We start from the raw sequence: 16,037 nt of genomic DNA, 5'->3' as shown, positions 1-16,037 counted from the left end.
GGCGCTACCTTAGGCCAATTCGGGATAGATGGGGAAGCGGGCCGTGAGCGCTTTCACCTCTTCACGCACCTGGCTCTCCACTTCGGCATCGCCCTCAGGGCTTGCCACCAGGGAATCGAGCACCCGTACAATCATCTCGCCAACCTGGCGGAATTCGGTCTCGCCAAAGCCGCGCGTGGTTGCTGCCGGGGAACCGACACGAAGACCGGAGGTCACTGTCGGCTTTTCCGGATCGAAGGGCACGCCATTCTTGTTACAAGTCATGTAGGCGCGCTCGAGGGCCTGTTCGGCGAGATTGCCCTTGAGACCTTTGGGACGCAAATCGATCAGCGCCAGATGGCTGTCCGTGCCGCCCGAGACGATGGCGTATCCACCCTCGGTGACCGCCTGGGCCATCGCCTGGCAATTGGTGATCACATTACGCGCATAGGTCTTGAATTCCGGCTGCAGGGCTTCACCAAAGGCCACTGCCTTTCCGGCGATGACGTGCATCAGCGGGCCACCCTGCATGCCGGGAAAGATCGCCGAGTTGAACTTCTTGCCGAGCTCGAGATCATTCGAGAGAATCATGCCGCCGCGCGGGCCGCGCAAGGTCTTGTGCGTGGTGGTCGTGCACACATGGGCGTGCGGCGTCGGGCTGGGAATGGCACCGCCAGCGACCAGGCCGGCAATATGCGCCATATCGACCATCAGATAGGCACCCACCTCGTCCGCAATGCGGCGGAATTCGACGAAATCGATCTCGCGCGGATAAGCCGACCCGCCGGCGATAATCATCTGGGGCTGCAGCTCATTGGCCTGTTTGCGCAACGCATCATAATCGATGCGGGCATCATCCTCGCGCACGCCATAGGCATGGGCTTCGAACCATTTGCCCGACATATTCGGCCGTGCGCCATGGGTAAGATGGCCGCCGGCGCTCAGCGAGAGTCCGAGGATCTTGTCGCCCGGCTTGAGCAGCGCCAGGAAAACGCCCTGATTGGCCTGGCTGCCCGAACTGGGCTGGACATTGGCGTACTGGACATCGAACAGCGCCTTGGCGCGCTCGATCGCCAGGGTTTCGACCACATCGACATGCTCGCAGCCACCGTAATAGCGTTTACCCGGATAGCCTTCGGCGTATTTATTGGTCAGCGGCGAGCCCTGGGCCTCAAGAACGGCCCGCGAAACAATGTTTTCCGACGCGATCAGTTCGATCTGGCTTTGCTGGCGAAGGATTTCCGCGTGGATCGCGTGGGCGACCTCGCGATCGGAATCGACCACCGACTGGGTGAAAAACCGATTCCCTGCATCGGGTGTCGCATTAGCTTCCGGCATGATCTGTCCTCTTCAACGCACACAGGCTTGGCGGAGTGATAAGGCCGGTCCGCGCCACAAACAAGCGTCGAGTTGCCGCGGCGACACATCGAAACTCAGAACAGGCAACTGGATTGGCGCGTATTACGATCCACTGGCAAAACAAAACCTGATTACCGCTATTTATGGATTATTGCTTGAACTGCTGAACAGTTCAAAATACAAATCAAGAGATAATCATTGAACCGGTGCTGCTCCCCCCGAATATGTCAAAGAAATTCGAAAGGCCCAAAGAATGTCAGAAGAAAACATCATGCTCGTCGATCAGGAAGAATTGCTGCGGATGACCACCGATGTCGTGGCTTCCTACCTGTCCCACAATTCGATGCCGGCCGATAATGTGCCCGACCTGATCCGTTCGGTCCATACCGCGATGAAAGAAGTGTCCGGTATTGAATTGAAACAGGAAACGAAATCCAAGCCGGCCGTGTCGGTGGCAAAATCCATCAGCGACGATTACATTGTCTGTCTCGAAGATGGCAAGAAACTGAAAATGCTGAAGCGTTATTTGCGCTCGCAATACAACATGTCGCCAGACGATTATCGTCGCAAATGGAATCTGCCTTCCGATTATCCAATGGTCGCGCCGGCCTATTCCCGCAAACGCTCGCAGTTTGCAAAGGATATCGGGCTGGGACGCGGCAAGAAGGACGCATAAGGCGCCCACTCAGCTCACGATCAGACGGAAATACCACGGCCAGGCTTTTTGCCTGGCCGTTTTTCGTCCGGGCCCTCGGCGGCGGTCTTGCTCATCTTCCAGGCCAGTTTGGACAGGGCCAGTTGATCGATTTCAGCCCTGGTGGTGCGCACCGGAACCTGGAACACAACCTCCTCGCCCGTCGCCGCGTCGACCGCGGCAACCCGGACACTGGCGCCAACCTGCTGGATTTCGATGTAGATCTCGCGACCACTCATCGAGCCACCGGCATCAGCCCTTCACCGCCACGTCCTGCTGCGACGCCCGCTGCCAGACATCCCGCAACGCCTCGATCAGGGCGTCGAACATGGCATCCGTATGCAGCGGTGTCGGTGTCAGGCGCAGGCGCTCAGTGCCCTTGGGAACTGTCGGGTAATTGATCGGCTGGACATAAATGCCGTGGTCGTCGAGCAGCCTGTCAGTCATCCGCTTGCACAGAACCGGATCGCCGACATGAACCGGGACGATATGGGTGACCGACGGCATGACCGGGAAGCCGGCCTCAGCGAGGCGAACCTTCAGGGTCGCAGCACGCTCCTGGTGCTTCTCGCGCAGTTCATGCGCCGATTTGAGGTATTCGACACTGGCGCGCGCACCAGCGGCCAGAGCCGGGGGCAGCGCGGTGGTGAAGATGAAGCCCGAAGCCAGCGAGCGGATCGCATCGATAACGATCTCATTGGCCGCCACATAGCCACCCATGACACCATAGGCCTTGCCCAGCGTGCCTTCGATGATGTCGATCCGGTGCATCAGACCTTCACGTTCCGCGATCCCGCCGCCCCGCAGACCGTAGAGGCCGACCGCGTGAACTTCATCGATATAGGTCAGGGCGTTGTATTTGTCGGCAAGATCACAGACCGCCTTGATCGGGCCGATATCACCATCCATCGAATAGACCGATTCAAAGGCGATCAGTTTCGGCGCGTCCTTGGGGGCTGCAGCCAGCAATTCTTCCAGATGCGCAACATCATTATGGCGCCAGACATGCTTCTCGCAGCGCGCGCCTTTCACACCGGCGATCATCGAGGCGTGATTGAGTTCGTCAGAGAAAATGATCAGGCCTGGCAGGATCTTGCCCAGGGTGGAAAGCGTCGCCTCGTTGGAGATATAGCCCGAGGTGAAGAGCAGCGCCGCATCCTTGTTGTGCAGATCGGCGAGCGAGCGTTCCAGCTCGACATGATAATGCGTGGTGCCGGAAATATTGCGGGTTCCGCCGGCGCCGGAACCGACATCATCAATGGCTTTTTTCATCGACTCCACGACGCAGGGCAATTGACCCATGCCGAGATAATCATTGGAGCACCAGACGGTGACATCCTTGACCTGCCCGTCCGGAGCCCGCCAGCGCGCAACGGGGAATTCACCCTTGCGGCGGAGCAGATCGGCGAAGACACGGTAGCGGCCCTCGGCCTTTACGCGGCGTACGGCCGCCTCAAACGCGTTCTGGTAATCCATGCCGGCCTCATTAACGGTCTGCTGCGTCTATTCAAGTTTGAATCGACGTATAGACCGTTAAGGCGCGCGCTGCGAATGGGCGAAGCGCCGCACCCGGCAAAAAATCACAGTCGGCGGGAAATGGGCTACATGCGGAAGCGGATATGGTCGGCCCAGAAGCGCTCGATACGGGTCAATGCCGTATTCACCGCCGGCAGGCTGCCATTATCCACACCGCCAACCGCGCCCAGTGAGGCACCCTGGCGATCAAACAGTGCCGACAGCTTGGCCCGCACGGCATTTCCGCTATCCGTCAGGGACACCTTGACCGCACGGCGATCAACCGCCGAACGTTCATGGCGGATATAGCCGGCATCCACGAGCTTCTTCAGATTATAGGAGACGTTGGACCCGAGATAATGACCCCGCGTGCGCAGCTCGCCGGCGGTCAATTCCTGATCACCGATATTGAACAGCAACAGCGCCTGAACGCTGTTGAGATTGTCCATGCTGTCGCGATCCAGCTCGTCCTTCACAACATCGAGCAATTGCCGGTGCAGGCGTTCAACCAGCTGCAGCAATTCGAGATATTGTGTGTTCGTTTCCGGAATCGGGGCCAGATTTTCTGCCAATGCCATTATCACCACTCCACCTGATCGTTCTGATCTTTGGCGGCAGCCTAACAGCAACAGGCTAAAGAGCGTTTAATCCGCCTTCCAGCTTCCGTTAAGCATCTTGTAGATGGCCGAAAAGTCGAGATCCTGCCCGCCCAGATTGCCGAACATCGCGTAGAGCGCTTCGGCCTGGGCCCCCAGAGGCGTTGAGGCGCCTGACGCCTGGGCCGCGTCCTGGGCCAGTTTGAGATCCTTCAGCATCATCGCGGTCGCAAAGCCCGGCTTGTAGTCCTTGTTGGCCGGCGTCGTCGGGACCGGCCCCGCGACCGGACAATAACTCGTCATCGACCAGGACTGGCCGGAAGCCCTGGAGGAAATGTCGAAGAATTTCTGCTGGTCGAGCCCCAGCTTCTCGGCGAGCGCAAACGCTTCACACGTCCCGATCATCGTAATGCCCAGCAGCATGTTGTTGCAGATCTTGGCGGCCTGGCCGGAGCCGATCTCGCCCGCATGCAGGATCGCCTTGCCCATGGCCTGGAGGATGGGTTCAGCGACGGCGAAATCGGCCTCGGCTCCCCCCACCATGAAGGTCAGCGTCCCGGCCGCGGCCGCAGCGACGCCGCCGGAGACCGGCGCATCGACGAAGCGGAAGCCCTGCTCAACCGCGGCCTTGCCGACGAAGCGGGCGCTGTCGACGTCCACCGTCGAGCAATCGAGGAAGAGCGTGCCGGGTGCGGCATTGGGGAAGACTTCACTGGCGTAGACAGCGCGCACATGCTTGCCCGCGGGCAGCATGGTGACGACGGCCGCGGCGCCGGACACAGCATCGGCGGTTGATTTGGCTGCCGTGGCGCCGTTTTCGACCGCGTGTGCCAGCGCTGCAGCGCTGAGATCGAAGGCATGGACCTCATGGCCGGCCTTGACGAGATTGGCTGCCATGCCCGAGCCCATATTGCCCAGGCCGATGAATGCGATGATCGCCATGTGAACTCTCCCGAATTGTGTTGCTGCACTCGCTGGGCGCCAAGCCTCAGTCGAGGAAAGTCATTTCATGGGTGTCGTCAAGCGGCGCGAATGCCGCAGCGATGGCCAGGTCATCGACTTCGACCAAGCTGGCCGGCGACCAGACTGGCGCATTATCCTTGTCGATGATGACAGCGCGCACACCCTCGTAGAAATCCGTCCCGGTCAGACACCAGGCGCTCAGGCGCAAATCCTGGCGCATCACGCCCTCAAAGCTCAGGTCCGCACCGGCGCGCAAGCCTGCCAGGGTGAGTTTGAGCGCCGTCGGTGATTTTCCGGCGAGGATTTTGAGCTGTTTGGTCGACCAGGCATCACCGGCGCCCGTCATCCGTTCGATCATCGCCTCAACGTTGTCGCCAGCGAAGGCGGCATCAATCAGCGTCCGTGTCAGAGCCAGGTCGCTGTCACCGGGATCGCCGGAGAACTCCTCCAGCAGGACTTCCAATGCATCCTCCCCGGTGAGGTCGGCGTTTTCCAGCGCCGCAATCAGGGCCTCGTTTTGTGCCGAGGGGCAGTAATGCGTGGCCAGGCCGGCGGCGATGCAATCAGGCGCCTTCAGGCGCGCACCGGTCAGGCCCATCCAGGTTCCGATCTCGCCACCCAGACGTGGCAGGAACCAGGCGCCGCCGACATCGGGATGAAAGCCGATGCCCGTCTCCGGCATGGCAAACATCGTCCTGTCGCCTGCAACCCGGTGAGAGCCATGTACCGACACCCCGACGCCGCCGCCCATCACGATCCCGTCGATCAGCGCGATATAGGGTTTGGGATAGTGGTGGATCAGGGTGTTGAGCCGGTATTCATCGCGCCAGAACAGCCAGGCGTCGTCATTACCGGCCTTGCCACTATCGTGAAGCTTGAGGATATCGCCGCCGGCGCAAAACCCCTTCTCCCCGGCCCCGTCGACCACAATGGCTTGCACGGCATCGTCTTCAGCCCAGGCCTGAAGCGCCTCGATCATCGACAGGCACATGCCATGGGTCAGCGCATTGAGCGCCTTGGGACGGTTTAGGGTGATGCGACCGATATGGCCGGTCTTGCGGGCGATGATTTCGGGTTCTTCGGGCATTCGATCAATCCTCGTCCTCAATACAGAAAATTCCAGTCACTTGCTCACCGGTCAAACCGAACGCCATGTCAAAGGTCGAGGCCGAGATTGGATCCCAGCCGGCAACAGTTTGCTGGCCTTCCAGATTTGCAACCAAACTGCAATTCGTAAAAGCCCTCGCATCCTCCGCGAAGTGCTCGAAAAATAACCGGGCCTTGCGCTCAACCAGACCCTCACGCAGACGGGCTCTAATAGGTGCGTAGGCTAGTCCAGATTTCGCAAAATTGTGAGCCCGGAGTTCTGCGGCTTTACGCGATATCTCCTGCCAACCTTTCCCGATTGGCCGCCCGCAGGCGGCCTCGCCCAGCAAGGCCATGCGGGGGAGAAGGCTATCGAGGCGGTGTCGCGATGAACGGGTCGAGTGGTCACGCGCCACAATCCAGGAGAGCCAACCCTTGTGGCCCTCATCCAGCACCTCTAGCTCCTGCGTCATGACAGCCTCGGCTCGCTCAAATCATGACAAGGGATGGCGTTTGCCCGCGCCACCGTCAACAGGGCTTTGTCTCTCGATGCCAGTTCTCCGCCAGATTCAATGGCGAGGGCGAGATAGGCGGTGTCGAACAGGCTCAATCCGACCGAACGTGCGAATGCTGTGAGTTCATAGATATGCCCGGACACTCGTGGCGGCAGAATAGTGACACGCAAATCGTGGAGTTCGCGTAGCGCGGCGGCGAGATCGAGGCTCCCCCGCACCGCCCAGAGGCGCAGGACATTGCCGGTCTCCCAAGCGAACACATCGGGCGCGATCAATCGATAGCGCCGGAGTTGGGCCAGAAACTTGTCACTGCACGGGCCCCCTTGGGTTTTCAGCACCCAGCCGAGAGCAGCGGACGCATCAACGACAAGCGGGCCTAGCTCCGCCACGCCTCAGCCCTGAGCTCTTCCCAGCTGAGCCCGTCAAGCTCTGGACAGGGCAGCTGCGTCTCCCGAAACGCCTTCAGCTTGGCCACCAGCTCTTCACCGGACAGCTTCTTATCGACATAGGGTTCCTCCCGCGACAACACGGCAATGCGCTTGCCATAGCGGGTAATCACGAAGGGCCCCTCGCCGCGCTCGACGGCATCGAGCAGCGAAGACAGCCGCGTCTTGGCTTCCAGAACACCGACTTCAATCATGCCTCACCTCTGACCATAAACATGGTCAGAATAGCAAATTACACGCCTCGCGTCATTCGAAAAACTCGCGCACGACCCATTCATCCTCGACCCATTCCGGCTCGAATGAGGCGAAGACCAGGCCGACCCAGCCAAAGCGGGCATCCTGGGCGCGGGCGGCGAGTTCAGCGTCCTGTTGCAAGGGCACCCAGCAGACCAGATCACCGGGCTGCAGCGGCTGTTTCGGCGCGAATGTGGTGCGAGAAATAACAACGAAACCGCCATCTTCCGATGCCACTCTCAGGGTCAGTTCTGCGCAGCCATCGCCTTCAGCGCGCAGTCCATCGCCCGCGACCGATTCCATCACCATGGCGAGCATGGGATGTTCAGGCACGATCAAGGTGTCGTGCTCGGCACAGGCATGTTCAAAAGCCTCCATCGAGGAAGCGAATTTCCGTTGGGGGACGTCTTCGGTCATGCCGGCTCCTGCTCTTCGCCTTGTCGCATTTTCGAACCGCAAAACCGGTTCCCACTTTTGCTGAAAATGCTCCTAGCGCATCAAATCCTTGGCGATGATCACCCGCATGATCTCATTGGTGCCTTCCAGGATCTGGTGCACCCGCAAATCGCGCACGATGCGCTCGAGCGGGTAATCCTTGAGATAGCCATAGCCGCCATGCAGCTGCAGCGCCTGGTTGGCGATATCGAAACAGGCATCGGTCGCAAAGCGCTTGGCCATGGCGCAATATTTCGCGGCTGACGGGTCCCCGGCATCCACCGAGGCCGCAGCGCGGTAGAGCATCAGGCGCGAGGCCTCCAGCTCGGTTGCCATATCAGCCAGCTTGAATTGCGACACCTGGAACTGGCCGATGGCGCGTCCGAATTGCTGCCGCGTCGAGACATAGTCCAGCGCCAGGTCGATCGCCTCGCTGGCACCGCCGAGCGAACAGGCACCGATATTGATGCGGCCGCCATTGAGCCCCTTCATCGCCAGGGTGAAGCCCATGCCCTCATCGGCCAGGCGATTGGCGACGGGAACGCGGCAGTCGGCAAAATTGACGATCCGGGTCGGCTGGGCATTCCAGCCCATCTTCTTTTCATTGGCACCGAAGGTGAGCCCCGGCGTGTCCTTTTCGACCAGTATGGTGGAAATACCCTTGGGTCCATCACCGCCGGTGCGGCACATCACAACATAATAATCCGACGTCCCGGCGCCGGAGATGAAGGCCTTGGCACCGTTGAGGATGTAGTGATCACCATCGCGCACGGCCTTGGTACGCAGGCTGGCGGCGTCGGAGCCGGCGCCCGGCTCGGTCAGGCAATAGGAGGCAATCTTGTCCATCGACATCATGTCGGGCAGGAAGCGCTGGCGCTGTTCCTCGGTGCCCCAGCTATCGATCATCCAGGCGCACATATTGTGGATCGAGAGGAAGGCCGCCGTTGCGACACATCCGCGCGATAATTGTTCGAAGATCAAACAGGCATCGAGGCGTGACAGGTTCGAGCCGCCAACATCCTCGCGCGTATAGATACCGGCAAAGCCCATTTCGGCGGCAGCGCGCAGGGCATCGACCGGGAAATGCTTGTCCTCATCCCACTTCGCCGCATTGGGCTTGAGGCGGTCATTGGAGAAATTGCGGGCGGCGTCCTGAATCAGTATCTGATCTTCAGTGAGAGCGAAGTGCACAGCGGGCTTCCTGTCGGCTATGAGTGTTTGTCATGGCGTATCGCGCAAGTGCCAGCGCCGCAAGTTCGTGCCGCAAGTTTGAGATGTTTGACCAGCCAAGGACAATGCCATGGGCCTCTTCCCCGCCACCCGCCTTCGCCGCCTGCGCCAGCATGACTGGACGCGCCGCCTGGTGCAGGAGAACGCCCTCACCAGCAACGACCTGATCTGGTCGGTCGTCATCACCGACCAGGACACACCCGAACCGATTGCGGCCATGCCCGGCGTTGAGCGCCTGACGCTGAAAGGCCTCGCCAGGGCCGCGAAGGAAGCTCAAGCACTCGGAATACCGGCGCTGGCCATCTTCCCGCATATCGATCCGGCAAAGAAGGATGAGGATGGCGCCGAGGCGGTCAATCGCGACGGGCTGATCCCCAACGCGATTCGCACCATCAAGGAGGCCGCGCCCAATCTCGGCGTGATCTGCGATGTTGCGCTCGATCCCTTCACCACGCATGGCCATGACGGCGTGCTCGATGGCGAGACGATTGATAATGATGCCACCATTGAGCGCCTGATCGAGCAGGCGCTGGTGCAGGCGGAAGCCGGCTGCGATGTTTGCGCCCCGTCCGACATGATGGATGGCCGTATCGGCGCCATCCGCGAGGCTCTCGAATTCGAGGGCCATTACAATACGATGATCCTCTCCTACGCCGCCAAATACGCCTCCGGGTTTTACGGCCCCTATCGCGAGGCGATCGGCTCGGCCGCAGCGCTGAAGGGCGACAAGAAGACCTATCAGATGAATCCCGGCAATGCGGCGGAAGCCCTGCGCGAGGTCGAGCTCGATATTGCCGAGGGTGCCGACATGGTGATGGTCAAGCCGGGCCTGCCCTATCTCGATATCGTGCGCCTGCTCGCCGATAATTTCGACATCCCCGTCTTCGCTTTCCAGGTCTCCGGCGAGTACGCCATGATCGAGGCGGCCGCCGCAAACGGCTGGATCGATGGCGAACGCTGCATGCTGGAGAGCCTGCTGGCCTTCAAGCGCGCCGGGGCGTCGGGGATTGTGACGTATTATGCGCGGCGGGCGGCGATGGCGCTGGGGGCATAGCTCATGACCAAGCCCCCCTCCCGCGAATCCCTCACTGCCCAGGCGATGCACGCCATCGATGCCGCCACCGGCGCCGTGATCCCGCCGATCCATCCGGCGACAACCTTTGCCCGCGATGCCGACAACCAGCTGATCGGCGAGACGGATTATCGCCGCCCGGCGGGGCCGAATGAATTCCAGGCGGCGCGGGTGCTGGCGATGCTGGAAGGCGCGCCGGAAGCCAAGCTATTTGCCTCCGGCATGGCGGCGATTGCCGCCGTGGTGGAGAGCGTGCCGACGGGCGGCCATGTCGTGGCGCAGAGCGAGATGTATTACGGCGCCAAGGCCTTGTTGCAGCGCACAGCCGCCAAGGGCCGGATCACGCTTGATCTGGTCACGCCCGGCGATACCGACGCGCTGAAAGCCGCCTGCAAGCCCGGCACGGATCTGGTCTGGATTGAAAGCCCGGCCAACCCGTCCTGGGCCGTTGTCGACATCGCTGCCAGCGCGCAGATTGCCCATGCGGCCGGTGCCACACTGGCCGTTGATTCGACCTGTGCCCCGCCGTGCACCACCCAGGCCCTGGCCCTGGGCGCCGATATCGTGATGCATTCGGCGACCAAATATCTCAATGGCCATTCCGATGTGCTGGCTGGCGTATTGGCGACGCGCGAGCTGAATGATCGCTGGGCCGAGATCACCGAGATCCACACCCGCACCGGCGCCATCCCCGGCGCCTTCGAGACCTGGCTGATGCTGCGCGGCTTGCGCACGCTCTGGGTCCGCTTTGAGCGCCAGAGCGAGACGGCATTATTCCTCGCCGAAAAGCTGACCGGCCACCCGGCTCTCAGCGCGGTGCTCTATCCGGGCCTGCCCAGCCATCCGGGCCATGCCATCGCCGCACGCCAGATGACGGGCGGTTTTGGCGGCCTGTTCTCCCTGCGGCTCAAGGGCGGGCATGAAGCAGCCCGCAAGCTGGCCTCACGCACCAGGCTCTTCATCCAGGCCACGTCGGTGGGCGGCGTCGAGAGCCTGATCGAGCATCGCAAACCGATTGAAGGCCCGGCCAGCCCGACGCCGAACGATCTGGTGCGCGTCTCGGTCGGGCTGGAACGCGCCGAGGATTTGCTGGCGGATCTGGAAGGCGCGCTGGCCGACGCCTCCACCTAGAGATACACCCTTGACGCGCCCATGACTGGAGCGCAAGCTTTCAATGTATTGCCAGCGGAGGCTCGCATGTTGTCACAACTGGGCCTGAAGAAGACCTGTCCGGCCTGCGCCGTCGATCTCCCCGGCAGGGAAATCGCGACGGCCAATACCGGCGGCCACTTCAATTGCCCGCATTGCGGCAGCCGGCTGCGCTGGGCCATCGGCCCGGGCCTGCTAATCAGCCTGGGCCTTGCCCTGGTGAGCATTCCCGTAGCGATGCACGTGTCGACGCACTGGCCCCTGCCCGCTTTTCTCGCCGGACTGGCCGGGCTGATCACCGCCTGTGCCTGGCTCGCCTTGCGCGCCATGAATCCCGCGCTCGTGCGACCGGCCGAAACCCAGGGCTGACCCAAAGGTCAACGCCACATCTTGAGAGCGTCCCGTAGCATTCCACTACATGTTGATGATTTATGCTTGCACCCAGATCAGTATCGGGCGTAACGTCAGGCCTATGTTGTGGTTCAAGTGCGTAGTTTTCCAATAAACACCCTGGGGAGAATCTCATGTCACTGGACAAAATCATCTGGGCCATCTCGGCCCTTGTCGCGATTGCTTTCGCATTCTTCACTTTTGAAATGGCAGGCCTCGTCCTCGCCATACTCGGCCTCGCCTGCGGCTTCTTCATCAAGGGCGACCATCGCCGCGCCGTCATCCTGGCCGCCATCTTCCTCGCCGTCGGCGGTGCCAGCGCGCTGGGACCAATCCCGGCGGTCGGTGCCTATCTGACCGCGATCTTCAGTAATTACGGCGCCGTGCTCTCGGCGGCATCCCTGATGGTGATTGTGATGGCCACCGCGGAACGCCTCATTCCCGGCATGTCGAGCGAATAGCCGCCGACACCGTCAATCCCATGACGATGAAGAGCTTCGGGCCCTGGTCCGGAGCTCTTTTCATTCGCCCGGCCCCTTGACCGGGTCGTCGCCCAAACCTAGCGTGCCCCCTCATCCAATCGGAGCGTTTATGCGCCTCATACTTGAGTCCTGATACAGCCCGCTGATGCAGCGGGCTGGTTTGAAAACCCCACTCCGCCCGGCCATGCCGGCGCGGATCGCTTTTCTATTTCAGGAACAGACCATTGAAAAACAACAGAATTATTCTACTTCGTCCCGCCACGCTGGACGATGTCGAGCCCCTCACCGCCCTCTCCTACCGGACGATCCGGGTCAAATATCCCGACGTGATCGGGGCCATTATGGTGGAGGGCTACATCGCCTCGGGCGCGGTGCCGCAATACTATACCGACCGCAATGCCTTTACGCGCGTCGCCGTGGCTGATGGCGAGGTGATCGGCGCCTGCGCCCTGCGCGGCAATACGGTCGATCTGATGATGGTGACAATTGATCGCCATCGCAGCGGCGTCGGTTCAGCCCTCCTGTCCGAGGCGGAGACCATGCTGTTCGCGGATCATGAGGTGATCAGCCTCGAAAGCTTCCGGGATAACCGGCAAGCGATCGACTTCTACACCAAGCATGGCTGGGTGATGCAGGAGAGCTTCACCGACCCCGATTACGGGATCGCGATGGTGCGCATGACCAAGCAGCGAAACGACTAGATTGAGGGGCCCGGCGTCACTGCGAGGTGGCGCCGGGTCATTTCCCGTCAGGGCGATTAATCGCCAAGTGTGATCGCCGGCAGGGACCATTTGAACTGAATCGCACAGCCGCGCAGGACGAAGGCAAGCACGGCGGAGCCGATTGTCACCCAGCTGGGATCGAGGCCGAGCGCCATGCCCGCCACGAAGGCGGCCGCGCCAGCCAGGGCCGCGAGCGCATAGATATCCTCGCGCAGGACCAGCGGCACATCATTGACGATGATATCGCGCAACAACCCGCCAAAGGCGGCGCTCATCACCCCGGTCAGGAGCGCAATCGTCCAGTGGGCACCGGCATCAAGGCCCGCACGGGCGCCCAGGACACAGAACACCGCCAAGCCGATCGCATCAGCCCAGATCAGGACGATGCGACGTGTCGCCAGCCATTGCGCACCGGGGGCCAGGAAATAGCCCAGCAAGGCGCCGCCCAGCGCGATCCAGAGATATTTGGGCTCAACGATCCAGTAGACCGGCAATTCACCCAATAATACGTCCCGCAAAGTCCCGCCGCCCATGCCGGCGACGGCCCCGAGGATCGCGGCACCAAATGGATCAAGCGATTTGCGCGCCGCCAGCATGCCGCCGGAAAAAGCGAAGAAGCCGATCCCGGCAAAATCGAGGATCAGGAAGATCGAGCCGACATTCATGGCGTTGCGGTCTGCTGCGCGCGCATCAGCTCGCGCCGGGCCTGCTCGAACACCAGCAGATCGGCGAGATCCCGCGCCCGCCAGGCGGCGGCCATCAAAATCCCGACCGCGATGGCCCACAGTCCCAAAATAGCGATCACCGACTCGATCTGGCTGAAACCCAGCCGGTCCCAGATATCCCGGTCGATCTCGTTGATCCCGATGGTCGCACCGACCGGCAGGGTCACCAACAGCAAGGCGTAGGTCCGGAACGACCGGTCCACCCGGCTGGCATTCAACTCGGCATAGGTCGTGAGAAAATCGATCTGGGCTTCGCTCAGGCCACCGAGCAGTCCGAGACCGATCTTCCAGTGGCCCGCCCTGTTGAGCGGCGTCAGATGGTCATTGCCGAAATGGTGGAGCCCACGCCGGGTGAAGCCGGCCACCAGCAACAGCCGCCAGGTCGCGAACCCCTTCGTCAACCGTTTCCAGACCTCCATCGCCATCGGATCTGTGCGGATCAGGCCGTTTGCGTCCGTTTTGCTCGTTGGTGTCATCTCTTCGCCCTTCATGGCCGCGGCACACCGGGCACTTCCGGCACGCCCGGCACGGTCAGATAGACCGCCACCGCAGTCAGCGCTACGATCAGCACCGCCCAGACGGCAGCATTGATATAAACCGAGCGCTTGGCCGAGCGGCGTTCCAGCCAGGTGCGCGGACGCACACCCTTGAAGAAAAAGACCAGCAAGGCCGCCAGATTGACGCTGACGATATTGATCATCAGCAAGAGCCCGGCGCGGCCGGCGAGCGCCCACTCACCGGAACCGGCAAACAAGCCGGTCGATGCCGCCGGTGGCAAAAGCGCGACGGCAACCATGACCCCGACCAGGGTCGAGGGCAGGCCGGCCACGATGGACAGCGCGGCGGCAGCACCGGAGGCCAGCGCCAGGGCCGTCGAATCCAGCCCGACAATCGTGCGATTGGTCAGTTCGGCCGAGCCGAGATTGACGTCGAAGACGAGACCGATAACGACCGAGATTGCCATGCCGAGGAAAAGCCCCGACAGCGCCGTGCGGGTCGCCTTGCTCATCAGTTCGAAATCACCCAGGGCGGATCCGAGTGCGAAGGCCAGAATCGGCCCGAGCAGCGGCGCAATCACCATCGCGCCGATCACGGCGGCGACATTGTCGGCGGCCAGCCCGAATACCACCACGATGGTGGAGAGCATGGTCAGAATCAGAAAATCGCGATCAAGCTTGGTGCCGGCCTGGATGTCCTGATAGATCTCCTCGCGCAGCGCGACCGTGCGGATTTTCTTCTTCGCCTCGGGATCGGGTTCGGCCTCAAGCTTCGGCAGGCTGGCCTCGACCGGCAAGACCACCAGGCGCCAGCCCTCCTGATGCTCCAGCATGGTGGAAATCGTGTCGAGGGCCTTCTGGCCGTCGCCTTCACTGAACACCATACGCATCAGCCGCCGTCCGCCGCTATCGACATCGGTCAGGCTGCAATCGAGCGGATTGGTCGCGAGCACGGCCTGATGCACAGGCCCGACCCGGTCGCCATCGTCCATGCTGAGTTCAAACAGACGCATGGCGTCAGCCCTTTCCCGGGAAATCGAGACGGAAAATCAGGCTCGACGTGTCCCAGCGGCTGCCGCCCGCGTCCTGGATTTCGGCGTAGAATTGATCGACCATGCCGGTCACCGGGAGTTCAGCGCCATTACGGCCCGCCTCATCGAGCGTGATGCGCAAATCCTTGCGCATCCAGTCAACGGCAAAGCCATAATCGAATTTGCCTGCGACCATCGTCTCCCAGCGGTTTTCCATCTGCCAGGACTGGGCCGCCCCCTTGGAAATCGCACCGATCACCTTGGCCGGATCCAGCCCCGCACGCTTGGCGAAATTAAGACCTTCCGACAGGCCCTGGACAATGCCGGCGATGCAGATCTGATTGACCATTTTGGCCAATTGTCCCGAACCGGCCGGGCCAATCAGCGAGGCCGCCTTGGCATAGGCATCCATCACAGGTTCAGCGCGCGCGAAATCGGCCTCGCTGCCGCCACACATAATGGTCAATTGCCCGTTCTCGGCGCCGGCCTGGCCACCCGATACCGGCGCATCGACAAAGCCGATGCCGGCGGCACGCGCCTGCTCATCAAGCTCGCGCGCCAGTTCCGCGGACGCAGTCGTATGATCCACCAGAATGGCGCCGCGCTGCATGGCCGGAATCACCTGCCCGGCGACAATGCGCACATCGGGATCATCGCCGAGGCAGAAGAAGACGAAATCCGCGCCTGCGACGGCCGCCTGCGGTGTCGTTGCGGCCTGTCCTGAATGGCGCTGCGCCCAGGCGTCCGCCTTGGCAGCAGTCCGGTTCCAGACACTGACCTCATGCCCGGCCTTCACCAGATGGCCCGCCATCGGAAAGCCCATCACGCCAAGACCCAAAAATGCGCACCGTGCCATTGACCACTCCCAATTCGACTGTCCCCTTGCTAGTCTCCCGCGCACAGGGGAGCAAGTCATC

The 16,037-nt window shown here is 61.7% G+C and carries 20 protein-coding genes and 1 pseudogene; 6 read left to right on the top strand and 15 right to left on the bottom strand.

The features are described 5' to 3' along the window. Positions 1-9 precede the first annotated feature (9 nt). Entirely contained in the window at positions 10-1,317 is a 1,308-nt protein-coding gene (gene glyA / locus ACN0YJ_RS07265; protein WP_417495778.1) for a serine hydroxymethyltransferase, read from the bottom strand. A 274-nt stretch (positions 1,318-1,591) separates the two neighbouring features. Here glyA and ACN0YJ_RS07260 point away from each other — a divergent pair, with 274 nt between their 5' ends. Continuing rightward, the gene (locus tag ACN0YJ_RS07260) at positions 1,592-2,014 is read left to right on the top strand and encodes a MucR family transcriptional regulator (protein WP_417476291.1); all 423 of its coding nucleotides are present in this window, start codon (positions 1,592-1,594) and stop codon (positions 2,012-2,014) included. Positions 2,015-2,034: 20 nt separating this feature from the next. Here the strand turns inward: ACN0YJ_RS07260 and ACN0YJ_RS07255 are convergent, their stop codons facing one another. The 10 genes and pseudogenes from ACN0YJ_RS07255 to ACN0YJ_RS07210 form a co-directional block, all read right to left on the bottom strand. Further along, positions 2,035-2,271, bottom strand: a complete 237-nt coding sequence (locus ACN0YJ_RS07255) for a DUF6898 family protein (protein ID WP_417488744.1) — start codon at positions 2,269-2,271, stop codon at positions 2,035-2,037. 13 nt (positions 2,272-2,284) lie between these two features. Beyond that, a complete protein-coding gene (hemA, locus tag ACN0YJ_RS07250) occupies positions 2,285-3,508 on the bottom strand; it encodes a 5-aminolevulinate synthase (RefSeq protein WP_417495777.1) in 1,224 nt (407 codons plus the stop codon). Positions 3,509-3,633: 125 nt separating this feature from the next. Further along, positions 3,634-4,125 (bottom strand): MarR family winged helix-turn-helix transcriptional regulator, encoded by a 492-nt coding sequence (locus ACN0YJ_RS07245; RefSeq protein WP_417495776.1) that lies wholly within the window; start codon positions 4,123-4,125, stop codon positions 3,634-3,636. A gap of 66 nt (positions 4,126-4,191) precedes the next feature. Further along, positions 4,192-5,115 (bottom strand): annotated as a pseudogene (gene mmsB, locus ACN0YJ_RS07240) (3-hydroxyisobutyrate dehydrogenase); the annotation flags it as partial. 16 nt (positions 5,116-5,131) lie between these two features. After that, positions 5,132-6,193 (bottom strand): enoyl-CoA hydratase/isomerase family protein, encoded by a 1,062-nt coding sequence (locus ACN0YJ_RS07235; protein ID WP_417495775.1) that lies wholly within the window; start codon positions 6,191-6,193, stop codon positions 5,132-5,134. Between the two features lie 4 nt (positions 6,194-6,197). Then, positions 6,198-6,665, bottom strand: coding sequence for a hypothetical protein (locus ACN0YJ_RS07230; protein WP_417495774.1), 468 nt, complete (start codon positions 6,663-6,665; stop codon positions 6,198-6,200). Then, complete coding sequence (locus ACN0YJ_RS07225; protein ID WP_417495773.1) at positions 6,662-7,096, bottom strand: type II toxin-antitoxin system VapC family toxin; 435 nt, start codon at positions 7,094-7,096, stop codon at positions 6,662-6,664. Before ACN0YJ_RS07225 ends, ACN0YJ_RS07230 begins: the two co-directional genes overlap by 4 nt. Then, on the bottom strand, positions 7,084-7,347 hold the full coding sequence (locus ACN0YJ_RS07220; RefSeq protein ID WP_417495772.1) for a type II toxin-antitoxin system Phd/YefM family antitoxin: 264 nt from the start codon (positions 7,345-7,347) through the stop codon (positions 7,084-7,086). The genes ACN0YJ_RS07225 and ACN0YJ_RS07220 overlap by 13 nt, the downstream gene beginning before the upstream one ends. Before the next feature lie 52 nt (positions 7,348-7,399). Continuing rightward, a complete protein-coding gene (locus ACN0YJ_RS07215) occupies positions 7,400-7,804 on the bottom strand; it encodes a hypothetical protein (protein ID WP_417495771.1) in 405 nt (134 codons plus the stop codon). A 72-nt stretch (positions 7,805-7,876) separates the two neighbouring features. Beyond that, positions 7,877-9,013 (bottom strand): isobutyryl-CoA dehydrogenase, encoded by a 1,137-nt coding sequence (locus ACN0YJ_RS07210; RefSeq protein WP_417488750.1) that lies wholly within the window; start codon positions 9,011-9,013, stop codon positions 7,877-7,879. Positions 9,014-9,122: 109 nt separating this feature from the next. On the opposite strand from ACN0YJ_RS07210, the gene hemB reads away from it, so the two are divergent. The 5 genes from hemB to ACN0YJ_RS07185 all read left to right on the top strand — a co-directional run bounded on the left by hemB (position 9,123) and on the right by ACN0YJ_RS07185 (position 12,846). Then, on the top strand, positions 9,123-10,106 hold the full coding sequence (hemB, locus tag ACN0YJ_RS07205) for a porphobilinogen synthase (protein ID WP_417495770.1): 984 nt from the start codon (positions 9,123-9,125) through the stop codon (positions 10,104-10,106). A gap of 3 nt (positions 10,107-10,109) precedes the next feature. Next, on the top strand, positions 10,110-11,255 hold the full coding sequence (locus ACN0YJ_RS07200) for a trans-sulfuration enzyme family protein (protein WP_417495769.1): 1,146 nt from the start codon (positions 10,110-10,112) through the stop codon (positions 11,253-11,255). Positions 11,256-11,321: 66 nt separating this feature from the next. Beyond that, positions 11,322-11,642 (top strand): hypothetical protein, encoded by a 321-nt coding sequence (locus tag ACN0YJ_RS07195; protein ID WP_417476303.1) that lies wholly within the window; start codon positions 11,322-11,324, stop codon positions 11,640-11,642. A 155-nt stretch (positions 11,643-11,797) separates the two neighbouring features. Further along, a complete protein-coding gene (locus ACN0YJ_RS07190) occupies positions 11,798-12,124 on the top strand; it encodes a hypothetical protein (protein WP_417495768.1) in 327 nt (108 codons plus the stop codon). A gap of 245 nt (positions 12,125-12,369) precedes the next feature. Then, positions 12,370-12,846 carry a GNAT family N-acetyltransferase gene (locus ACN0YJ_RS07185; protein WP_417495767.1) on the top strand — a complete coding sequence of 159 codons (477 nt, stop codon included), beginning with the start codon at positions 12,370-12,372 and terminating at the stop codon, positions 12,844-12,846. A 56-nt stretch (positions 12,847-12,902) separates the two neighbouring features. Here ACN0YJ_RS07185 and ACN0YJ_RS07180 read toward each other — a convergent pair whose 3' ends face one another. From ACN0YJ_RS07180 to ACN0YJ_RS07165, 4 genes are read right to left on the bottom strand one after another with little or no spacing between them, the layout of a single operon-like run. After that, positions 12,903-13,532 (bottom strand): trimeric intracellular cation channel family protein, encoded by a 630-nt coding sequence (locus ACN0YJ_RS07180; RefSeq protein WP_417476306.1) that lies wholly within the window; start codon positions 13,530-13,532, stop codon positions 12,903-12,905. Continuing rightward, the gene (locus ACN0YJ_RS07175) at positions 13,529-14,068 is read right to left on the bottom strand and encodes a hypothetical protein (RefSeq protein WP_417495766.1); all 540 of its coding nucleotides are present in this window, start codon (positions 14,066-14,068) and stop codon (positions 13,529-13,531) included. The genes ACN0YJ_RS07180 and ACN0YJ_RS07175 overlap by 4 nt, the downstream gene beginning before the upstream one ends. Before the next feature lie 11 nt (positions 14,069-14,079). Next, positions 14,080-15,102, bottom strand: a complete 1,023-nt coding sequence (locus tag ACN0YJ_RS07170; RefSeq protein WP_417476308.1) for a TIGR00341 family protein — start codon at positions 15,100-15,102, stop codon at positions 14,080-14,082. A gap of 4 nt (positions 15,103-15,106) precedes the next feature. Beyond that, positions 15,107-16,036 (bottom strand): NAD(P)-dependent oxidoreductase, encoded by a 930-nt coding sequence (locus ACN0YJ_RS07165; protein WP_417495825.1) that lies wholly within the window; start codon positions 16,034-16,036, stop codon positions 15,107-15,109. Between the last annotated feature and the right edge of the window lies 1 nt (position 16,037).

Source organism: Maricaulis sp. (genome assembly GCF_048270095.1).
GTDB lineage: Bacteria > Pseudomonadota > Alphaproteobacteria > Caulobacterales > Maricaulaceae > Maricaulis.
The sequence above is the reverse complement of the archived record's forward strand: the minus strand, read 5'-3'. Positions and strand labels throughout refer to the sequence as shown.

Bases quoted from the DNA above. Each gene is read 5' to 3' on its own strand.
- glyA (WP_417495778.1), bottom strand. From the start codon at position 1,317: ATGCCGGAAGCTAATGCGACACCCGATGCAGGGAATCGGTTTTTCACC.
- ACN0YJ_RS07260 (WP_417476291.1), top strand. From the start codon at position 1,592: ATGTCAGAAGAAAACATCATGCTCGTCGATCAGGAAGAATTGCTGCGG.
- ACN0YJ_RS07255 (WP_417488744.1), bottom strand. From the start codon at position 2,271: ATGAGTGGTCGCGAGATCTACATCGAAATCCAGCAGGTTGGCGCCAGT.
- hemA (WP_417495777.1), bottom strand. From the start codon at position 3,508: ATGGATTACCAGAACGCGTTTGAGGCGGCCGTACGCCGCGTAAAGGCC.
- ACN0YJ_RS07245 (WP_417495776.1), bottom strand. From the start codon at position 4,125: ATGGCATTGGCAGAAAATCTGGCCCCGATTCCGGAAACGAACACACAA.
- ACN0YJ_RS07235 (WP_417495775.1), bottom strand. From the start codon at position 6,193: ATGCCCGAAGAACCCGAAATCATCGCCCGCAAGACCGGCCATATCGGT.
- ACN0YJ_RS07230 (WP_417495774.1), bottom strand. From the start codon at position 6,665: ATGACGCAGGAGCTAGAGGTGCTGGATGAGGGCCACAAGGGTTGGCTC.
- ACN0YJ_RS07220 (WP_417495772.1), bottom strand. From the start codon at position 7,347: ATGATTGAAGTCGGTGTTCTGGAAGCCAAGACGCGGCTGTCTTCGCTG.
- ACN0YJ_RS07215 (WP_417495771.1), bottom strand. From the start codon at position 7,804: ATGACCGAAGACGTCCCCCAACGGAAATTCGCTTCCTCGATGGAGGCT.
- hemB (WP_417495770.1), top strand. From the start codon at position 9,123: ATGGGCCTCTTCCCCGCCACCCGCCTTCGCCGCCTGCGCCAGCATGAC.
- ACN0YJ_RS07200 (WP_417495769.1), top strand. From the start codon at position 10,110: ATGACCAAGCCCCCCTCCCGCGAATCCCTCACTGCCCAGGCGATGCAC.
- ACN0YJ_RS07195 (WP_417476303.1), top strand. From the start codon at position 11,322: ATGTTGTCACAACTGGGCCTGAAGAAGACCTGTCCGGCCTGCGCCGTC.
- ACN0YJ_RS07190 (WP_417495768.1), top strand. From the start codon at position 11,798: ATGTCACTGGACAAAATCATCTGGGCCATCTCGGCCCTTGTCGCGATT.
- ACN0YJ_RS07180 (WP_417476306.1), bottom strand. From the start codon at position 13,532: ATGAATGTCGGCTCGATCTTCCTGATCCTCGATTTTGCCGGGATCGGC.
- ACN0YJ_RS07175 (WP_417495766.1), bottom strand. From the start codon at position 14,068: ATGACACCAACGAGCAAAACGGACGCAAACGGCCTGATCCGCACAGAT.
- ACN0YJ_RS07170 (WP_417476308.1), bottom strand. From the start codon at position 15,102: ATGCGTCTGTTTGAACTCAGCATGGACGATGGCGACCGGGTCGGGCCT.
- ACN0YJ_RS07165 (WP_417495825.1), bottom strand. From the start codon at position 16,036: ATGACTTGCTCCCCTGTGCGCGGGAGACTAGCAAGGGGACAGTCGAAT.